The organism is Plantactinospora veratri (genome assembly GCF_036421995.1).
GTDB lineage: Bacteria > Actinomycetota > Actinomycetes > Mycobacteriales > Micromonosporaceae > Plantactinospora > Plantactinospora veratri.
Genome location: NZ_JAZGQL010000004.1, coordinates 288,790 through 307,445 on the forward strand (window position 1 = coordinate 288,790; position 18,656 = coordinate 307,445).

The 18,656-nt window shown below is 73.2% G+C and carries 11 protein-coding genes, 1 tRNA gene and 4 pseudogenes; 14 read left to right on the plus strand and 2 right to left on the minus strand.

The window, feature by feature from the left end; translation table 11 throughout:
• Position 1 precedes the first annotated feature (1 nt).
• The 14 genes and pseudogenes from murJ (at position 2) to V1634_RS06195 (ending at position 17,262) form a co-directional block, all read left to right on the plus strand.
• Positions 2–1,735, plus strand: coding sequence for a murein biosynthesis integral membrane protein MurJ (gene murJ, locus V1634_RS06130; RefSeq protein ID WP_331206747.1), 1,734 nt, complete (start codon positions 2–4; stop codon positions 1,733–1,735).
• Positions 1,736–1,821: 86 nt separating this feature from the next.
• A pseudogene (locus V1634_RS06135) lies at positions 1,822–2,928 on the plus strand (glycosyltransferase family 4 protein); the annotation flags it as partial.
• 119 nt (positions 2,929–3,047) lie between these two features.
• On the plus strand, positions 3,048–5,309 hold the full coding sequence (locus tag V1634_RS06140) for a hypothetical protein (RefSeq protein ID WP_407951726.1): 2,262 nt from the start codon (positions 3,048–3,050) through the stop codon (positions 5,307–5,309).
• A gap of 146 nt (positions 5,310–5,455) precedes the next feature.
• A pseudogene (locus tag V1634_RS06145) lies at positions 5,456–7,180 on the plus strand (CTP synthase); the annotation flags it as partial.
• A 133-nt stretch (positions 7,181–7,313) separates the two neighbouring features.
• Positions 7,314–7,922: an NUDIX hydrolase gene (locus V1634_RS06150; RefSeq protein ID WP_331206748.1), complete on the plus strand. Its 609-nt coding sequence runs from the start codon at positions 7,314–7,316 to the stop codon at positions 7,920–7,922.
• Between the two features lie 221 nt (positions 7,923–8,143).
• A complete protein-coding gene (gene ald, locus V1634_RS06155; protein WP_331206749.1) occupies positions 8,144–9,259 on the plus strand; it encodes an alanine dehydrogenase in 1,116 nt (371 codons plus the stop codon).
• 12 nt (positions 9,260–9,271) lie between these two features.
• Positions 9,272–10,264 carry a site-specific tyrosine recombinase XerD gene (locus V1634_RS06160; RefSeq protein ID WP_331206773.1) on the plus strand — a complete coding sequence of 331 codons (993 nt, stop codon included), beginning with the start codon at positions 9,272–9,274 and terminating at the stop codon, positions 10,262–10,264.
• A gap of 245 nt (positions 10,265–10,509) precedes the next feature.
• Positions 10,510–11,439 (plus strand): ParA family protein, encoded by a 930-nt coding sequence (locus V1634_RS06165; RefSeq protein ID WP_101366633.1) that lies wholly within the window; start codon positions 10,510–10,512, stop codon positions 11,437–11,439.
• A gap of 140 nt (positions 11,440–11,579) precedes the next feature.
• Positions 11,580–12,578, plus strand: a pseudogene (locus tag V1634_RS06170) (segregation/condensation protein A); the annotation flags it as partial.
• 29 nt (positions 12,579–12,607) lie between these two features.
• Complete coding sequence (gene scpB, locus V1634_RS06175; RefSeq protein WP_331206750.1) at positions 12,608–13,714, plus strand: SMC-Scp complex subunit ScpB; 1,107 nt, start codon at positions 12,608–12,610, stop codon at positions 13,712–13,714.
• A complete protein-coding gene (locus tag V1634_RS06180) occupies positions 13,701–14,450 on the plus strand; it encodes a pseudouridine synthase (protein WP_331206751.1) in 750 nt (249 codons plus the stop codon). The genes scpB and V1634_RS06180 overlap by 14 nt, the downstream gene beginning before the upstream one ends.
• Before the next feature lie 284 nt (positions 14,451–14,734).
• Complete coding sequence (gene cmk, locus V1634_RS06185) at positions 14,735–15,418, plus strand: (d)CMP kinase (protein WP_331206752.1); 684 nt, start codon at positions 14,735–14,737, stop codon at positions 15,416–15,418.
• A gap of 130 nt (positions 15,419–15,548) precedes the next feature.
• Complete coding sequence (gene der, locus V1634_RS06190) at positions 15,549–16,925, plus strand: ribosome biogenesis GTPase Der (protein ID WP_331206774.1); 1,377 nt, start codon at positions 15,549–15,551, stop codon at positions 16,923–16,925.
• A gap of 263 nt (positions 16,926–17,188) precedes the next feature.
• A tRNA-Pro gene (locus V1634_RS06195) sits at positions 17,189–17,262 on the plus strand.
• Positions 17,263–17,331: 69 nt separating this feature from the next.
• On the opposite strand, the gene V1634_RS06200 is transcribed toward V1634_RS06195, so the two are convergent.
• Positions 17,332–18,504 (minus strand): tyrosine-type recombinase/integrase, encoded by a 1,173-nt coding sequence (locus tag V1634_RS06200; protein ID WP_331206754.1) that lies wholly within the window; start codon positions 18,502–18,504, stop codon positions 17,332–17,334.
• Positions 18,504–18,656, minus strand: a pseudogene (locus V1634_RS06205) (helix-turn-helix domain-containing protein); the annotation flags it as partial. The pseudogene V1634_RS06205 and the gene V1634_RS06200, both read right to left, overlap by 1 nt.

The following is an 18,656-nucleotide window of genomic DNA, read 5'->3' on the forward strand; positions in this document are numbered from 1 at the left end:
GGTGGGCAGGCCGGCACCCCTCGTCGGCGCCGGGCGGGTGGCCGGCGCCGCAACGCTGATCGCCGTACTCACCGTGGCCAGTCGACTGGCCGGGTTCGGGCGTACCGGCGTCTTCACCTGGGTGATGGGCGACCGCAGCGACCTCGGCGGCATGTACGTGGTGGCGAACAGCGTGCCGAACATCGTCTTCGAGATCGTCGCCGGTGGGGCGCTGGCGAGTCTCGTCGTACCGCTGCTGGCCGGCGCGGTCGCGGTCGGTGACCGGGCGGCGGTGGCGGCGACCACCGGGGCGCTGCTGACCTGGACGGTGACCCTGCTGGTGCCGCTCGCGGTCGGGGTCGCGCTGCTCGCCGAACCGATCGTCGGACTGATCTCCGACCACCGCAGCACCGCCGAGATCGAGGCCGGCGCGCGGATGCTCCGGGTCTTCGCCCCGCAACTGCCGCTCTACGGCATCGGCATCGTGCTGACCGGGGTGCTCCAGTCGTACCGGCGGTTCGCCTGGCCGGTGATCGCCCCGCTGCTCTCCAGCGTGACCGTGATCGGGGTCTACCTGGCGTTCGCGGCCGTCGAGGGGGTGCACCCGTCGATCGCCGAGGTCGGCCGGGGCGGTGAGCTGGTCCTCTCCGCCGGCACCACCCTCGGGGTGGTGGTGCTCTCCCTCTCGCTGCTGATCCCGCTGCGCCGGCTGCACCTGCGGCCCCGGCTCGGGTACGGCTTCTCCGCCGACGCCCGGGCCAGGGTCGGCGGGCTCGCCCTGGCCGGCGCGGTGACGGTGCTCGGCCAGCAGGTGGCGCTGCTGGTCAGTCTGCGCCAGCTCAGCGGCGGACCGACCGGTGCGGAGATCGTGTTCAACCTCGCCCAGACGGTGTACCTGCTGCCCTGGGCGGTACTCGCCGTCCCGCTCGCGGTCGCGGCGTACCCGACGCTGGCGGCGGCGCACGCCACCGGCGACGAGTCGGAATACCGCCGGACGCTGGCCCCGACCGCCCGCCGGGTGCTGCTGTTCAGCTGCCTCGGCGCGGCGGCGCTGGTCGGCACCGCCGAACCGGTGGCCCGGTTCTTCTGGCCGGGCAGCGGGGCGCCCCAGGTCGCCGCCGTCGCCGGGTTCGCACCGGGCCTGCTCGGCTACGGCCTCTTCGCGGTGCTCACCCGGGCCCTGTACGCGCGCGGCGCCACCCGCCCGGCGGCCGTCGCCACCCTGGCCGGCTGGCTCGTCGTGCCGTTCGCCGCCGTCGGGTTCTCCGCCGCCTTCCCGGTGGACTATCGGGTGTTCGCGGTCGCGGCGGCGAATTCGGTCGGCATGCTGGTGCTGGGGATCCTGCTGGTCCTTGCGGTCCGGCGCAGCGCCGGTCCGGCGGCGCTGACCGGATTGCCCAGGTCAACGCTGGTCGGGCTGCTCGCCGGAGCGGTCGCGGCGGTGGTCGGCGCGGTGTGCGCACACCGGTTGCCCGGCCTCGGGGGTGGTACCCCGGCGCGAGTCGACGCACTCGTGCAGGGCATGCTGTCCGGAGTCGCCGTGGGCGCGGCTTTCGTCGCGGTCGCCTATCCGCTGGACCGGCACGACGTCCGGCCGCTGCTGGCGACGCTGCGCGGCCGGCTGCGCCGGGTGCTGACCCGCCGAGGCGGGCCGGCGGCGCCACGGCTGCGCAACGGGACGGAGACGGAACGCGCGGACCGGCCGGACGCGGCCGACCCGGGCGAGGACGACGGGAAGGAACGGGTGTCGCGGTGAGCGAGCGGGGTGGGCCGGCTCGACCGGGGGACCGCGCCGAACCGGACGCGCCGGCACCGACGGCCGCCGTCGGGCGGGCCGGCGCGGTGGCCCTGGTGCTCGCCTCCAGTACCGGCGGGGTCGGTCAGCACGTCGCCTCGCTCGCCCGCGGGCTGGTCGGTGCGGGGATGGCGGTCACCGTCTGCGGTCCCGCCGCCACCGAGGAGCAGTTCCGCTTCACCGCCACCGGTGCCCGGTTCGTACCGGTGGAGATCCCGGCCAGCCCCACCCCGGCAGACGCCCGGGCGGTCACCGCGCTGCGCCGGGCCCTGGCCGGACCGGTCGACGTCGTACACGCGCACGGCCTGCGGGCCGGCCTGGTGGCGGTGCTCGCCCGACCGGCCGCCCCGGTCGTGGTGACCTGGCACAACGCCGTACTCGTCGGCGGGCTGCGCGGGCGGCTCTCCCGGCTGGTCGAGCGGATCGTCGCCCGCCGGGCCCGGGTCAGCCTCGGTGCCTCCGCCGACCTGGTCGAGCGGGCCGCCGCCCTCGGCGCCCGGGACGCCCGGCTCGCCCCGGTCGCCGCACCCACCCTGCCGGCGCCCCGCCGCAGCCGCTCGGCGGTACGGGCCGAGTTCGGCGTCGCCCCGGACCAGCCGCTGATCCTCTCGGTCGGCCGGCTGCACCCGCAGAAGCGGTACGACGTGCTGGTCGACGCCGCCGCCCGGTGGCGCGAGCTGGACCCGCCACCGGCGGTGGCGATCGCCGGCAGCGGCCCGAGCTATCTGCCGCTGGCGGCCCGGATCTCGGCCGCCCGGGCCCCGGTGACGCTGCTCGGGCACCGGACCGACGTCGCCGACCTGCTGGCCGGAGCCGACCTGGCGGTGGTCACCAGCGACTGGGAGGCGCGGCAGCTCTTCGCGCAGGAGGCGTTGCGGGCCGGCGTACCGCTGGTGGCGACCGCGGTCGGCGGGGTGCCGGAGCTGGTCGGCGAGGCTGCCGTACTGGTGCCGCCGGACGACGTGGACGCGGTGGACCAGGCGGTCCGGGCACTGCTCGCCGATCCCGACCGGCGGGCCGCCCTGGCCGGGCTGGCCACCGTACGGGCGGCGCAGTGGCCGACCGAGGCGGAAACCGTCGCCACCGTCGCCGCCCTCTACGCCGAACTCGGCACGGGGCGGCCCGCCCCGGCCCGAGCGGAGGAGCCGGCGACCGATTCCGCCGACCCGGGGTCGGCGGGGCTCGGCGCGGCAGCGGAGGAGTCCGACCGGTCCGGTGGTTCCCGACCGCCCTCCGCCGGCCGGGAGACGGGCTCGTCGGCGGGGCGCGGCTGATGTTGCGCCGGCTGGTGCCCGTACTGCTGACCGTGGCGGTGGTGGCTCTCGGAGTCGCCGCGCTCGTCGTCCGGCCGGCCACCCGGACCCCGGCGCCGACCGCCGACTACGTGCTGCTGGCCGGGGTACCAGGGCTGCGCTGGGACGACGTCGATCCGCAGACCACCCCGACGCTGTGGCGGATGGCCGAGGGCGGTGCCATCGGCTCGCTGTCGGTGCGCTCGGCCCGGCAGCCGACCTGCCCGGTCGACGGCTGGCAGACCCTCGGCGCCGGAAACTTCGCCGCCTGGGACGCCACCGTCGTCGCCGACCGGTGCCCGCCGCTGGACGTCACCGTCGAGCAGCCGGACGCGATCAGCGCCAACCTGCCCGACCAGCGGGCGACGGTCACCCACAACCAGGACAGGCTGCGCTGGGGCACCGTGCCCGGGGCGCTGGCCGAATCGGTCCGTTGCACCGTCGCGGTCGGCCCGGGGGCGGCGGTCGCCGCCGCCAGACCGTCCGGGCTGGTCGACCGGTACGCCGAAGAGCTGCCGCCCGATCCGACCGGCCTGCTCGACGACTGCGTCCTCGGCATCATCGACCTCGGTACCGTCAGCGGCGACGACCCCGCGGTCCGGGCCGATGCCGCCCGCCGCGCCGACGCCACCCTGGCCCGGGTGTTGGCCGCGAGGCCGGAACGTTCGCTGGTCCTGGTGGCCGGCCTCGCCGACACCGACCGGTCGTCCCGGCTGCACGTCGTGGTGGCGGACGGGCCGGGCTGGGGGCGTGGCTGGCTGACCTCGCGCAGCACCGGCCGGGACGGCTACCTGCAACTCGTCGACCTGGCCCCCACCGCACTGGCGGCGCTGGGCCGGCCGGCGCCCGAGCGGCTCTTCATCGGGCAGCCGGCCGGGGTGGTCGACGGCCGTCCGGCCGACCTGCCCACCGCGATCGCCGCCCCCGCCGACGCCGACCGGGAGGCCCGGGCCCAGCAGCAGGTGGCGAAGTGGTTCTTCCTGCTGCTGGCCGGGTTGCAGTGCCTGCTCGCGGTCGCCGTACTGCCGCTGCTGCGCCGGGCCCGGCGCGACGCCGGCCCGCACGGACCCGCCCCGGTGCCCCGGCGGGTGGTCGCGACGGTCGAGGTACTGCTCATCGCCGCCGCCCTGGCGATACCGGCCGCGCTCGTCGCGGACGCCGTCCCGTGGTGGCGGGGTGCACACGCCGGGGTCTATTTCGGGCTGGTCACCGCGATGCTGCTCGGCCTGGCCACCGCCGCGGTGCGGCTCGCCCGGGCGTACCAGCGCACCCTCTGGCCGCTGGGCAGCGTTGCCGCGCTGGCCGCCCTGGTCGTCGGGGTGGACGTGGTCACCGGGGCGCGCCTCCAGCTCAACGGGGTGACCGGGTACTCGGCCCTGGAGGGCGGCCGGTACGCCGGCCTCGGCACCGTCGGGCTCGGGGTCTTCATCGCCGGTACCCTGCTCTCGGCGGCCTGGCTGGCCCAGCGGGTACGCCGCAGCTGGCGGCCGGCCGTGGTGGTGCTGGTCGGCGTCCTCGGGGTGATCGTGGTCGGCAGCCCCTACCTCGGCGCCGACGCGGTGGGCGCGGTCGCGCTGACCGCCGGGGTGAGCATCGCCGCCGCGATCAGCACCGGCGGCTGGCTCAGCCTCGGCCGGCTCGCCTGGGCCACCATCGCCGGTCTGGCCGTGACCATCGGGTTCGTGGTGATGGACCTGCGGCAGCCGATCGACCAGCGGGGCAGCCTCGGCCGGTTCCTCACCGCCGTCGGCGACGGCACCAGCGGGCTGACCGTGCACCGCTCCGGCGCGGCGAACCTGGCCGCCCTGGCCGGGAGCCCGCTCACCGTCCTCGCGCTGCTCGGCGCGGTGCTGGTGTGGTTCGCCCTGCTCCGGCCGTGGGGTGGGCTCAAGCGGCTCTTCGGGATCTATCCCGCCATGCGGGGCGGGATGGCCGGTATTCCGGTGGCCGCGGTGATCGCCGGCCTGCTCGGCGGTGCCGCCCTCAACGTCGCGGGTGCGGCGGCGGCGCTGGCCGTGCCGATGGCCGCCCTGGCCGCGTTGCGGGTGCTCGACCACGCCACCGACCGGACCATGCCGGCCACCGGGCCCGGCCCGGACGACCCGCCCGGTTCGGCCCCGCCGACCGCCGGCACCGAACCGGCACCCGAGCGCCCCGACGGGGCCGCCCCACCCTCCGGCACCGCGCCGCGCGAGGCGGAACCGGGGCCGGCGCACCCGTCGGCGGAGGTAACGGCGGGCTGACCGGCACCGGGGCGGCACCGGAAGCGGGTGCCCCCGGCAGCCCGGCCGAGGTTGGTGTTACCGTGGAATCCCGTGGATCGCGTGGATCACTTCACTGATCCCACACCGGTTCGCACGACCGCGACAGACGACCACGGGAGCAGGCCTTGGCCCCTTCAGTACGGACGACCAGGCATATTTTCGTCACCGGTGGGGTTGCTTCCTCACTCGGTAAGGGCCTGACCGCCTCCAGCCTCGGAAACCTCCTCACGGCGCGGGGCCTTCGGGTCGTGATGCAGAAGCTCGACCCCTACCTGAACGTCGACCCCGGCACCATGAACCCGTTCCAGCACGGTGAGGTCTTCGTCACCGACGACGGCGCCGAGACCGACCTCGACGTCGGGCACTACGAGCGGTTCCTCGACCGCGCACTTTCCGGCAAGGCGAACGTCACCACCGGCCAGATCTACTCCGACGTGATCGCGAAGGAGCGCCGGGGCGAGTACCTCGGGGACACCGTGCAGGTGATCCCGCACATCACCAACGAGATCAAGTCCCGGATCCTGGCCATGGCCGATCCGGACGAGGACGGCCGTACCCCGGACGTGGTGATCACCGAGGTCGGCGGCACGGTCGGCGACATCGAGTCGCTGCCGTTCCTGGAGGCGATCCGGCAGGTACGCCACGACCTGGGCCGGGACAACTGCTTCTACCTGCACGTCTCGCTGGTGCCGTACCTGGCGCCGTCGGGGGAGCTGAAGACCAAGCCGACCCAGCACTCGGTCGCCCAGCTGCGCAACATCGGTATCCAGCCGGATGCCATCGTCTGCCGGTCGGACCGGGAGATTCCGGACAAGCTCAAGCACAAGCTGTCGCTCTACTGCGACGTGGACCGGGAGGCGGTGATCGCCGCACCGGACGCGCCGAGCATCTACGACATCCCGAAGGTGCTGCACCAGGAGGGCCTGGACGCCTACGTGGTGCGCCGGCTCGGGCTGTCGTTCCGGGACGTCGCCTGGCAGAGCTGGGACGACCTGCTGGAGCGGGTACACCACCCGCACCACACCGTCCGGGTCGCGCTGGTCGGCAAGTACGTCGACCTGCCCGACGCGTACCTGTCGGTGAGCGAGGCGATCCGGGCCGCCGGCTTCGGCCACCGGGCCCGGGTGGAGCTGCACTGGGTACCGAGCGACGAGTGTGTCACCGCCTCCGGGGCGGCGGCCGCGCTGGCCGGGGTCGACGGCATCGTCATCCCCGGCGGTTTCGGGGTACGCGGCATCGAGGGCAAGATCGGCGCCGCCCGGTACGCCCGGGAGAACGGCATCCCGATCCTCGGTCTCTGCCTCGGCCTCCAGTGCATGACCATCGAGGTGGCCCGGCACCTGGCCGGGCTGGACGGGGCCAACTCGCTGGAGTTCGACGAGAAGGCGAAGCACCCGGTCATCGCCACCATGGCCGACCAGGAGGACATCGTCGCCGGCCGGGGAGACCTGGGCGGCACCATGCGGCTGGGCGCCTACCCGGCGCGGCTGACCGAGGGCTCGCTGGTCGCGCAGGCGTACGGGGAGACCGAGGTCAGCGAGCGGCACCGGCACCGGTACGAGGTGAACAACGCCTACCGGGACGCGCTGACCAAGGCGGGTCTGCACATCTCGGGTACCTCCCCGGACGGCCGGCTGGTCGAGTTCGTCGAGCTGGACCGGGAACTGCACCCGTTCTTCGTGGCGACCCAGGCGCATCCGGAACTGAAGAGCCGGCCGACCCGGCCGCACCCGCTCTTCGCCGCGTTCGTCGGCGCCGTCGTGAAGTACTCGGCCGCGGACCAGCTCCCGGTGGAGCTGGCACCGGCCGCCACCGGTGTTCCCGCGGCGGCCAGCGCCGGCACGTCTACGGGGGAGCCGTCCGAGCTGGCGGAACTCGCCGAGCCGGCCGACGCCGCCGGCCGCAACGGGCAGGTCCGGTCGGCGAAGGCGGGTTCGTCGTCGTGACCGGCGCCGGTCCGCGGCCCGGGACGGCGGTGCGGGCGTGAACGGTCGGGCCGGCGGGCACGGCTACGAGGTACGCGAGCGGCGGGAACGGTTCCGGGGCAAGGTCTTCTCGGTGGTCACCGACCAGGTCGCGATGCCGGGCGGCCGGGTGGTCCCCCGGGACTACGTACGGCACGTCGGGGCGGTCGGTGTGCTCGCCCTGGACGAGCGGGGGCGGGCGGTGCTGATCCGGCAGTACCGCCACCCGCTGCGCCGGGTGATCTGGGAGCTGCCCGCCGGGTTGACCGACGTCGCAGGTGAGGCGCTGCCGGCGGGCGCCCTGCGGGAGCTGGCCGAGGAGGTGGACCTGGTCGCGGGCCGGCTCGACCTGCTGGTGGACGTGCACACCTCACCGGGGTACTCCGACGAGCTGATCCGGATCTTCCTGGCCCGGGAACTCTCCGAGGTGCCGGCGGAGCAGCGGCACGAGCGGCGCGACGAGGAGGCCGGACTGGAGGTGAGCCGGGTCGACCTGGACGAGGCGGTCTCGATGGTCCTGGCGGGTGAGATCACCAACGTGGCCTGTGTGGCCGGGGTGCTCGCGGCGGCCCGCTCCCGGGACCGGGGCTGGGCCGGGCTCCGCCCCGCCGACTCGCCGCTGCCCTGACCGCCGCCCGGCGGGCGGTTCGCTCCCGGTTCGCCGATTCGCCGGTCCGGCGTGGCTGACATACCGTCAAGGTTGCCGGTTACCCGCTGTCACAATGCTGGCTGCCGGTGCACCGCCCCGGTCCTAGACTTCCGCGGGCGGGACGGTGGACCGCGGTGGCAACGGAGCCACCGCGCGTCGCGCGGCCGGGGCCGACAGCCCCGGAGGAAGGTGTCGGAATCGTGAAGGTCGGAATTCCGCGCGAGGTCAAGAACCGCGAGTACCGGGTGGCCATCACCCCGGCCGGGGTGCACGAGTTCGTCCGTGCCGGCCACGAGGTGTACGTGGAGTCCGGCGCCGGGGCCGGCTCGTCCATCACCGACGCCGAGTTCGCCGCCGCCGGGGCCACGATCCTCGGTGCCGCCGACGAGGTGTGGGGCGTCGCCGAACTGGTCCTGAAGGTCAAGGAGCCGATCGCCGAGGAGTACCACCGGATGCGCGAGGGGCAGGTGCTCTTCACCTACCTGCACCTGGCCGCCTCGAAGGAGTGCACCGACGCGCTGCTCGACCGCAAGGTGACCGGGATCGCGTACGAGACCGTCGAGCTGCCCGACCGGTCGCTGCCGCTGCTCGCCCCGATGTCCGAGGTCGCCGGCCGGCTCGCCCCGCAGGTGGGGGCGTACCACCTGATGCGCTCCGGCGGCGGGCGCGGCGTGCTGATGGGCGGCGTCTCCGGGGTGTACGCCGCCAAGACCGTGGTGATCGGCGCCGGGGTCTCCGGCCGGAACGCCGCCGCGATCGCGCTCGGGTTGCAGGCCGAGGTGCTGCTGCTGGACCGGGCGGTCGGGCAGCTCCGCCAGGCCGACGCCATCTACCGGGGCCACCTGCAGACGGTGGCCTCGAACACCTACGAGATCGAGCGGGCCGTCCTCGACGCCGACCTGGTGATCGGCGCGGTGCTGGTGCCCGGTGCCAAGGCACCGACGCTGATCAGCAACGACCTGGTCTCCCGGATGAAGCCCGGCAGCGTGCTGGTGGACATCTCGATCGACCAGGGCGGCTGCTTCGAGGACTCCCGGCCGACCACCCACGACGACCCGGTCTACCCGGTGCACAACTCGCTCTTCTACTGCGTGGCGAACATGCCGGGCGCGGTGCCGCACACCAGCACGTACGCGCTGACCAACGTCACCCTGCCGTACGCGCTGGAGCTGGCGAACCACGGCTGGCGGGAGGCGCTGCGCCGCGACCAGGCGCTCGCGCTCGGCCTGAACACCCACGCCGGCCAGGTCACCTACGGCCCGGTCGCCGAGGCGCACGGCATGGGCACCCTGCCGCTGGCCGACGTCCTCGGCTGAGCGGACATCCTGCTGAGCGGGCAGCCGCAGCCGGCCGGTGACGGACCAGAACCGTCACCGGCGCTGCGTCGTGCGGTGCGCGGCTATCTCGACCACCTCACCGTCGAGCGCGGGCTGTCGACGAACACGCTCACCTCGTACCGGCGGGATCTTCAACGGTATCTGGCGACGCTGGCCGCCGACGGCGTCGAGGATCTCGCGGCGGTCGGGCCGGCCGAGGTCGCCGCGCACGTGGCCCGGCTGCGGACCGGGGCGGACGGCCATCCGCCGCTGGCGGCGGCGTCGGCGGCCCGGGCCGCCAGCGCGGTCCGCGGCCTGCACCGGTTCGCGGTCCGGGAGGGGCTGGTCGGCCAGGACGCGAGTCGGGACGTCCGCCCACCCGTGCCGCCCCGGCGGCTGCCCCGGGCACTGGACGTCACCGAGGTGGTCCGGCTGCTGGAGACCGCCGGCGCGGTCGACGCCACCGGGCCCCGGGCCGCGCTGGAGCTGCGGGACCGGGCCCTGCTCGAATTCCTCTACGGCACCGGCGCGCGCATCTCCGAGGCGGTCGGCGCGGCGATCGACGACCTCGACCTGACCGACGGTTCGGTGCTGCTGCACGGCAAGGGCGGGCGGAGCCGGCTGGTGCCGGTCGGCGGGTACGCCGCCGAGGCGGTGCGGAGCTACCTGGTCCGGGCCCGGCCGACGCTGGCCGCCGCCGGGCGGGGCGTGCCGACGGTCTTCCTCAACGCCCGGGGCGGGCCGCTGTCCCGGCAGAGCGCCTGGACCATCCTGCGCCGGTCCGCCGCCCGGGCCGGACTGCCGGTGGACGGACCGCGGGCGGTCTCCCCGCACACGCTGCGGCACTCGTACGCCACCCACCTGCTCGACGGCGGCGCCGACGTACGGGTGGTGCAGGAACTGCTCGGACACGCGTCGGTGACCACCACCCAGGTGTACACGTTGGTCACCGTCGACCGGCTCCGCGAGGTGTACGCCACCGCGCACCCCCGCGCGCGCGGCTGACCGGCCGATCCCGGTCCCGCCACCGGCGGGGTACTGTCGGGCGGCGGGTCCGATCCCGGTCGGCCCGTGGTGGTCAGCGGGCGGTTCGACACGCCGAGACGGTGCCCACTACGGTGCTGCGACGTGGCGTAGAGTCGGGATCTGGCGCGGCCTCGTGAGGCGGCAATCGAGGTTCGCGGCGGCGCCGCACAGGACACCGTTCGGCTCCGACGCCGGGCAGTCGTCGGGAGGGGGCGTACGAGGACATGGCTGGAAACGCTGACCGTGCCGAGGCGTGGACCTCAAGCCTGCGCGAGCAGCAGTCCGCCCTGGATCTCGGCGCCGAGCTGGGCCCGGCCGACCCGGCCGCCTACACGATCCGCAAGCCGATCCCGGAACCGATGCCGACCGACCAGCACGGGCCGGCCCGGATCATCGCGATGGCCAACCAGAAGGGCGGGGTGGGCAAGACCACCACGACCATCAACCTGGGCGCCGCCCTCGCGGAATACGGCCGCCGCGTGCTGCTCGTCGACTTCGACCCGCAGGGGGCGCTCTCGGTCGGCCTGGGTGTCAACCCGCACAACCTCGACCTGTCGGTCTACAACCTGCTGATGCAGGACGACGTCACCGCCGAGGACGTGCTGATCAAGACGGATGTCGCCGGCCTGCACCTGCTGCCGGCCAACATCGACCTGTCGGCCGCCGAGATCCAGTTGGTCAACGAGGTCGCCCGGGAGATGGCCCTGGCCCGGGTGCTCAGGTCGATCCGCAAGGAATACGACTACGTCCTGATCGACTGCCAGCCGTCGCTGGGCCTGCTCGCCATCAACGCCCTCACCGTGGCGGACGGCGTGCTCATCCCGCTGGAGTGCGAGTTCTTCAGCCTGCGTGGCGTCGCCCTGCTGCTGGACACCATCGACAAGGTCCGCGAACGGCTCAACTTCGACCTGGAGCTGGAGGGGATCCTCGCCACCATGTACGACAGCCGCACCACACACTGTCGTCAGGTGCTCCAGCGGGTGGTGGAGGCGTTCGGCGACAAGGTCTACCAGACCGTGATCACCAAGACGGTCAAGTTCCCCGAGTCCACGGTCGCGGGTGCGCCGATCACCACGCTCGATCCGGCCTCCTCCGGAGCCCGCAACTACCGCCAGCTCGCCCGAGAGGTGATCGCCGCGCAGGCCGAGCGGTAACCAGGTGGGCACTTCCGGCCGACGTCGGTCGGCGGTCTCGCGTTTCGTTTGTCCGGGCCCGGTTCGGTGCCCGCCGTGTCGAGGATCATCGGGTGAGTGACGGTACCGGGGCGACGCTGACGGCTGACGGTCCGGAACCGGTGGACTACGGTCGTCGGGTGAGTTCCCCGCCCACCTCCCCGGCCGCGCCGGACCCAGTGCGCCCCGCGTCCGATCCACCGCCGTCCGTGGCGGATGCCCGGCCCGCCGTACCGGCCGACGGCGGCGACGGGGACGCGGTTCCGGTCGACCCGACCGCCGGGGCGGTGCCGGGCGGCGCCGAGGCCGAGGCGGCGGCTGGCTTCACCGTACGGCTGTCGAACTTCACCGGCCCGTTCGACCTGCTGCTACAGCTCATCGGCAAGCACAAGCTCGACGTGACCGAGGTCGCCCTGCACCGGGTCACCGACGAGTTCATCGCGTACATCCGGGCGATGGGGGACGACTGGGACCTGGACGAGGCGAGCGAGTTCCTCGTCATCGCCGCGACCCTGCTCGACCTCAAGGCCGCCCGGCTGCTGCCGGCCGCCCAGGTCGAGGACGAGGAGGACCTGGCCCTGCTGGAGGCCCGGGACCTGCTCTTCGCCCGGCTGTTGCAGTACAAGGCGTACAAGGAGGCCGCCGGGCACATCGCCGAGCTGGAGGCGGTCGGTTCCCGTCGCTACCCCCGGGCCGTCGCCCTGGAGCCGAGGTACGCCGAGGCACTGCCGGACCTGGTGCTCGGGATCGGACCGGACCGGCTCGCCGCGCTGGCGGTCAGGGCGATGACGCCGAAGAAGGCGCCGGTGGTCTCGATCGACCACGTGCACATGGTCCGGGTCAGTGTCCGGGAACATGCCGCGCTGCTGCGTGACCGGCTCCGCCGGGCCGGTATCGCCACCTTCCGGGTACTCTGCGCGGACTGCGAGTCGACGCTGGAGGTGGTGGCCCGGTTCCTGGCCCTGCTGGAGCTGTACCGGGAGGGGTTGGTCGGCTTCGCCCAGGTGGAGGCGCTCGGCGAGCTGACCGTACGGTGGACCGGTCCCGAGGACGGCGGCGCCGAACTCGACATCGACGAGTACGCGGGTGCGCCGGCACCACCGGAGCGCCCCGCCGGGGCGACCGGGGACGAGACGCGGGAGGAAACGCGGTGACCAGCGAAAAGCGGCCCGACTCGCTGGCCGAGCAGGCGGCGGCCTGGGTGCCGCCGTGGGAGCGGCCGGCCGGGAGCGCGTCGCCGGAGCCTCCCGTCGAACCTCACGCGGAGCCCGCTGCCGAGCCTCCCGTCGACCCCCGCAGGGAGTCCACCGCCCCTTCCGTCGAAGATCTGGAGTCCTCTCCGGCGGCGGAGCGCCCGCAGGTCCCGGCCGGGGCGGTCACCGCGGAACCGTCGACCGCGGAACCGGGGCTCGCGGAACCGGGGCTCGCGGAACCGGGGCTCGCGGAACCGTCGACCGGGGAACCGGAGATCGCGGAACCGTCGACCGGGGAACCGGAGATCGCGGAACCGTCGACCGCCGGAGGGTCGAGAATCGGAGACGGCGCGGTCGTCGAGCAGGCGGGGCCGGTCACCGGCGCCGGGGAACGCGGCGCGGAGCCGGACGAGGCGGTCGGCGTACTCGAGGATGCCGGAGCGGAGGCGGACGGTGCGCCGGCGGCGGCGCCGGTGCCCGGCAGGGCCGGCCGGCCGACCGGGACGCTCACCCTGATCGACGAGGACGAGCTGCGCGGGGCCCTGGAAGCCATCCTGCTGGTGGTGGACGAGCCGGTCACGGAAATTCTGCTGGCCCAGGTACTCGAACAGCCGACCGAGCGGGTCGCCGCGATGCTGGACCGGTTGTCCGCCGACTACACGGCGGCCGGACACGGCTTCGAGCTGCGCCGGGCCGCAGGTGGCTGGCGGCTCTACACCCGTCCGGAATACGCGGCCTACGTCGAGCGGTTCGTGTTGGACGGGCAGTCCGTCCGGCTCACCCAGGCGGCGCTGGAGACCCTCGCCGTGGTCGCCTACAAGCAACCGGTGACCCGGTCGCGGATCTCGGCCATCCGGGGTGTCAACTGCGACGGGGTGATCCGTACCCTGGTCACTCGCGGCCTGGTGGAGGAGTGCGGCACCGAACCGGAGAGCGGCGCGTTCCTGTACCGGACGACGACGCTGTTCCTGGAGAAACTCGGGCTGGACACCGTCGCCCAGCTACCGCCGCTGGCCCCGTTCCTGCCCGACGACGTGGAAGAGATAGCCGATGCCCCGCGATGACAATTCCGATGCCCCCGGCGTGGAGCGCCTGCAGAAGGTGCTCGCCGCGGCCGGCGTCGGCTCCCGGCGTGCCTGCGAGGACCTGATCTTCCGGCGCCGGGTCACCGTCGACGGGCGGGTCGCGCAGCTCGGCGACAAGGTCGACCCGGCCACCGCCGTCATCCACGTCGACGGTGAGCGGCTCGTCACCGACACCCGGCTGGTCTACCTGGCGATGAACAAGCCGCGCGGCGTGGTCTCGACGATGGCGGACGAGAAGGGGCGTACCGCGCTGGCCGACTTCCTCGGCCGGGTGGAGGAACGGGTCTACCACGTCGGTCGACTCGACGCCGACAGCGAGGGACTGCTGCTGCTCACCAACGACGGCACGCTGGCGCACCGGCTGATGCACCCGTCGTACGGGGTGCCGAAGACCTATCTGTGCGAGGTGGCGGGGCCGCTGTCCCGCAGCGCCGGACGGCGGCTGAAGGCCGGCGTGGAACTCTCCGACGGCGTCGCCCGGGTGGACGAGTTCCGCCTCGTGGACACGCTGGGACGAACGGCCCAGGTGGAGTTGACCCTGCACGAAGGGCGCAAGCACATCGTCCGGCGGCTGCTGGAGGAGGTCGGGCACCCGGTGTCCCGGCTGATCCGTACCGCCATCGGTCCGATCCGGCTCGGTGATCTGCGGCCCGGTCGTAACCGCCGGTTGACCAACGCCGAGATCGCCGCGCTCTTCAAGGCGGTGGGTGACTGATCCCGGTCGCCCGGCTCTGACCCTGGTCGATCCCGGGCCGGGGAGGCGGCGCTGACCTTCGTCGCCCGGCGCCGTGCCTGCGGCGCCTGGGCGCCGTCGTGTCCGGTGTCGGGGCGCCGCCTCGTTCGGTGTCGGGGGCGCTGCCGCGTCCGGTGTCGGGCGCGGGCCGATACGGCGGACGGGGCATGATGGACAGCGACACGCGGCGGGGCCGCCACGGCCGGCCTCCCGCGAAACTCGGCACTGTCGGGCGTATCGCCCAAGGGATCGGTGGAGGAGGAACGGTGGCGGAAAAGGTACGGACCGGGCGATGTGTGGTTGCCGTGGACGGCCCGTCCGGTTCGGGGAAATCCACCGTCTCCCGTCGGCTGGCGAACGCGCTCGGTGCCCGATACCTCGACACCGGGGCGATGTACCGGGCCGTCACCTGGGCGGTGCTGCGCTCCGGGGTCGACCCGCAGGACGCCGAGGCGGTGGCGAAGGTGGCGGGGGAGACCGACCTGAAGATCGGCGTCGACCCCGAGGCGCCGAGCGTGACCGCCGACGGCGTCGCCGTCGACCGGGAGATCCGGGGCGCCGAGGTGACGGCGGCGGTCTCGGCGGTGTCGGCCGTGCCCGCCGTACGCGAACTGCTGGTCGCGCAGCAGCGCGAAATGATCGCCGCAGCCGGCCGGATCGTGGTGGAGGGCCGGGACATCGGCTCGGTGGTGGCACCCGACGCCGACCTCAAGGTGTACCTGACCGCCTCGGCCGAGGCGCGGGCGCAGCGGCGCAGCTCGGAGAACGCCGCCGACCTCACCGCCACCGCCGCCGACCTGGCCCGACGGGACCGGCTCGACTCCACCCGGGCGGCGGACCCGCTGCGGCAGGCTCCGGACGCCGTGGTGCTGGACACCACCGCCCTGGGTATCGACGAGGTCGTCGCACGGCTGCACGACCTGCTCACCGATCGGCGGTCTGCCCGGTGAACCGGCGGATCGGCGGGATCGGTGAGTTAGTGGACGACCGGGGTAGCACCCGGCGGGGCGACACCGTCCTGGTTCGCCCCGGTGGTGCAGTTGAGGAGGCGGCGTGAACGCGGGGGATGGTTGGGTCGAGCTGCGGGAGCCGGACGTCGAGGAGGCCGAGCCGGCCGGCCCGGTGCCGGTGGTGGCCGTGGTCGGCCGGCCCAACGTCGGCAAGTCGACGCTGGTGAACCGGATCATCGGGCGCCGGCAGGCGGTGGTGGAGGACACGCCCGGGGTGACCCGGGACCGGGTCCCGTACGACGCGCAGTGGTCGGGACGGCAGTTCACGGTGGTCGACACCGGCGGCTGGGAGCCGGACGCGAGGGACCGGGCCGCCGCCATCGCCGCCCAGGCCGAGAACGCCGTCGCCACCGCCGACGTGGTGCTGTTCGTGGTCGATGCCACGGTCGGGGCCACCGACGTCGACGAGGCCGCCGTACGCATGCTCCGGCGCAGTGCCAAGCCGGTGCTGCTGGTCGCCAACAAGGCCGACAACACGGCCGTGGAACTCGAGGCCACCTCGCTGTGGTCGCTCGGGCTGGGCGAGCCGCGGCCCGTCTCGGCGCTGCACGGCCGGGGCTCCGGCGACCTGCTCGACGCGATCCTGGAGGCGCTGCCGGACGCGCCGCCGGTCAGCGAGGCGGGGCCGCGCGGGCCGCGCCGGGTGGCGCTGGTCGGCCGACCCAACGTCGGCAAGTCCAGCCTGCTCAACCGGCTCGCCAAGGAGGAGCGGGCGGTCGTCGACGCGGTAGCCGGCACCACCGTCGACCCGGTGGACAGCCTGGTCGAGATCGGCGGCGAGGTCTGGCAGCTGGTGGACACCGCCGGGTTGCGCAAGCGGGTCGGCAAGGCCAGCGGTACGGAGTACTACGCGAGCCTGCGTACCGCCGCCGCGATCGAGGCGGCCGAGGTGGCGGTGGTACTCCTCGACGCCAGTGAGCCGATCAGCGAGCAGGACCAGCGGATCCTCACCACGGTGACCGAGACCGGCCGGGCCCTGGTGATCGCCTTCAACAAGTGGGACCTGGTCGACGCTGACCGCCGCTACTACCTGGACAAGGAGATCGAGCGGGAGCTGCGTCGAATTCCCTGGGCGATCCGGATCAACGTCTCGGCGAAGACCGGGCGGGCGGTGGACAAGCTCGCCCCGGCGTTGCGTACCGCCCTGGCGAGCTGGGAGACCCGGGTTCCGACCGGGCAGCTGAACCAGTGGCTCACCGCACTGGTGCAGGCGACACCGCACCCGGTGCGGGGCGGCCGGGCGCCTCGGGTGCTCTTCGCCACCCAGGCCGGTACCTGCCCGCCTCGGTTCGTACTCTTCACCACCGGCCCGCTCGATGCCGGGTACCAGCGCTTCGTCGAGCGGAAGCTCCGCGAGGAGTTCGGCTTCGAGGGCAGCCCGGTGGAGGTCTCGGTACGTCCTCGTAAGAAGGTCGGTGCCGGCGGACGGGGCAAGGCGCACGGCTGAGCCCGGCGCCGAGTTCGACGATCCTCCGTCCCGTCCGGTTCACCACGAGCCGGACGGGACGATCGCGCCTCTCCGACACCCGTGACCGATCTCGGGCTTCGACTCCGACTCAAGCAATGACCTATCTTCCTAGGATGGGATAGGGGGTGTGGCGCACCCGATGGAACGTGAAGGGGCGACGGGGCGACGGTGGGCCGCTGCACGTGCGAAACCGCCCTGCGCTACGCTGTACCGGCTGTCGCACGGTGGAGGCCGGGCGGGAGCGGGACGTGGCGCAGTTTGGTAGCGCACTTGACTGGGGGTCAAGGGGTCGTCGGTTCGAATCCGGCCGTCCCGACCGAGGTCAGAGGGCATATCTCATCGATGGATATGCCCTCTCTTCGTCTCTGAGTGTCTAACTGAGTGACTACGCTGCTGACTTCGGCGGTCCAGGGTCAAAGATCCGGTCCATGGCTACCGCGCCGTTGAGCAGTACCGGCCGGAGTTGGTGCCGGTAGACCGTCTCCGTGACTGTGGTCCCCGAGTGCCCGCACAGGTCGGCTATGTCTTCGATGCTCACGCCGCTGTCGGACAGCACCGACACAAAGCTGTGCCGCAGTTCCCGGGGTGTCCAGCGCGCCGCGTCGAGACCAGCCATGGTGGCTACCCGGCGGAACGCACGCCGGACGTTCGCTGCGTCCAGCTCGGTGCCTACCGAAGTCGTGAATACGATCCGACCCGGTTGCCAGTCTTTCCCGGCCTTATCCCGGTCGCGTCGTTGCTGCTCGCGGTGACTCTTGAGCGCCTTGACGCACCGCAATGGCAGGGCAAGAGTCCGGCGCGATTTGCGGGTCTTGGTGTCGCCACCGGCTCGGACCGAGTGCCATACCTCGATCGTGGGTGGCACCGGGGGAGTGGCGTCAGGGTTGCCGTTTAGGTCGACGTGATCCCACGTGAGCGCGCGTAGTTCCTCGGTCCGGGCGCCCGTCAGGAGTGAGAGCACTACGTAGGCGTATAGCCGGCTGTCTTCTGCTGCCTTGAGAATCGCTTTCGCCTGGTCGAGCGTGAGCGATTTCGACGGACGACCTTCCTGCCCTCTCGGGATCGAGCACAGCACCACTACGTTGCGCTTCACCTTGTCCCGGGCCATGGCCCGGGTGATCGCTCGATTCAGTAGCGAGTGCAGAAGTCGAACCGTGCGAGTGCTCAACTCCTTCGCGAGATCGGCCAGCCACCGGTCAACCTCTTCCGCGCTGAGTTCGCGCAGCTTGCGTGCGCCAAGCTTCGGGATGATGTGAGTCCGAGCAAGATACGAGTAGTTCTCCCGCGTGCTGTCCGACCGTCCATTGAGCCCGTACGTGAGCCAGTCGGTTACCGCGTCGGTAACAGTGACGCCGTGCGGCGCGATGGTAAGTCCGTCTTCGTGGTCGCGCAGAACCTCCTTGAGCTTGTTCTTTGCCTCCGTCTTGGTCTTGCCGCTACCCCGCCGGACGATGCGCTTTCCGGCGGGGGTGTAGCCGGTGGTGACGGATGCGATCCAGCGCTGTCGCTTCTCGTCCCAGTGCAGGCCACCGTCACCACGGCTTCGACGCTTACTCATCAGGCGGCAACTCCTCGTGCGGTTTCGTGTTCCTGTTCCAGTAGCGCGACGTACTCCGTGATGGCGCTGGCGGGGATGCGCCGGTCGGTGCCCTGCCGGACGTAGCGGAGTCGGCCGGCGCGCATCTGCTCGTAGATGACGGTTCGGCTCAT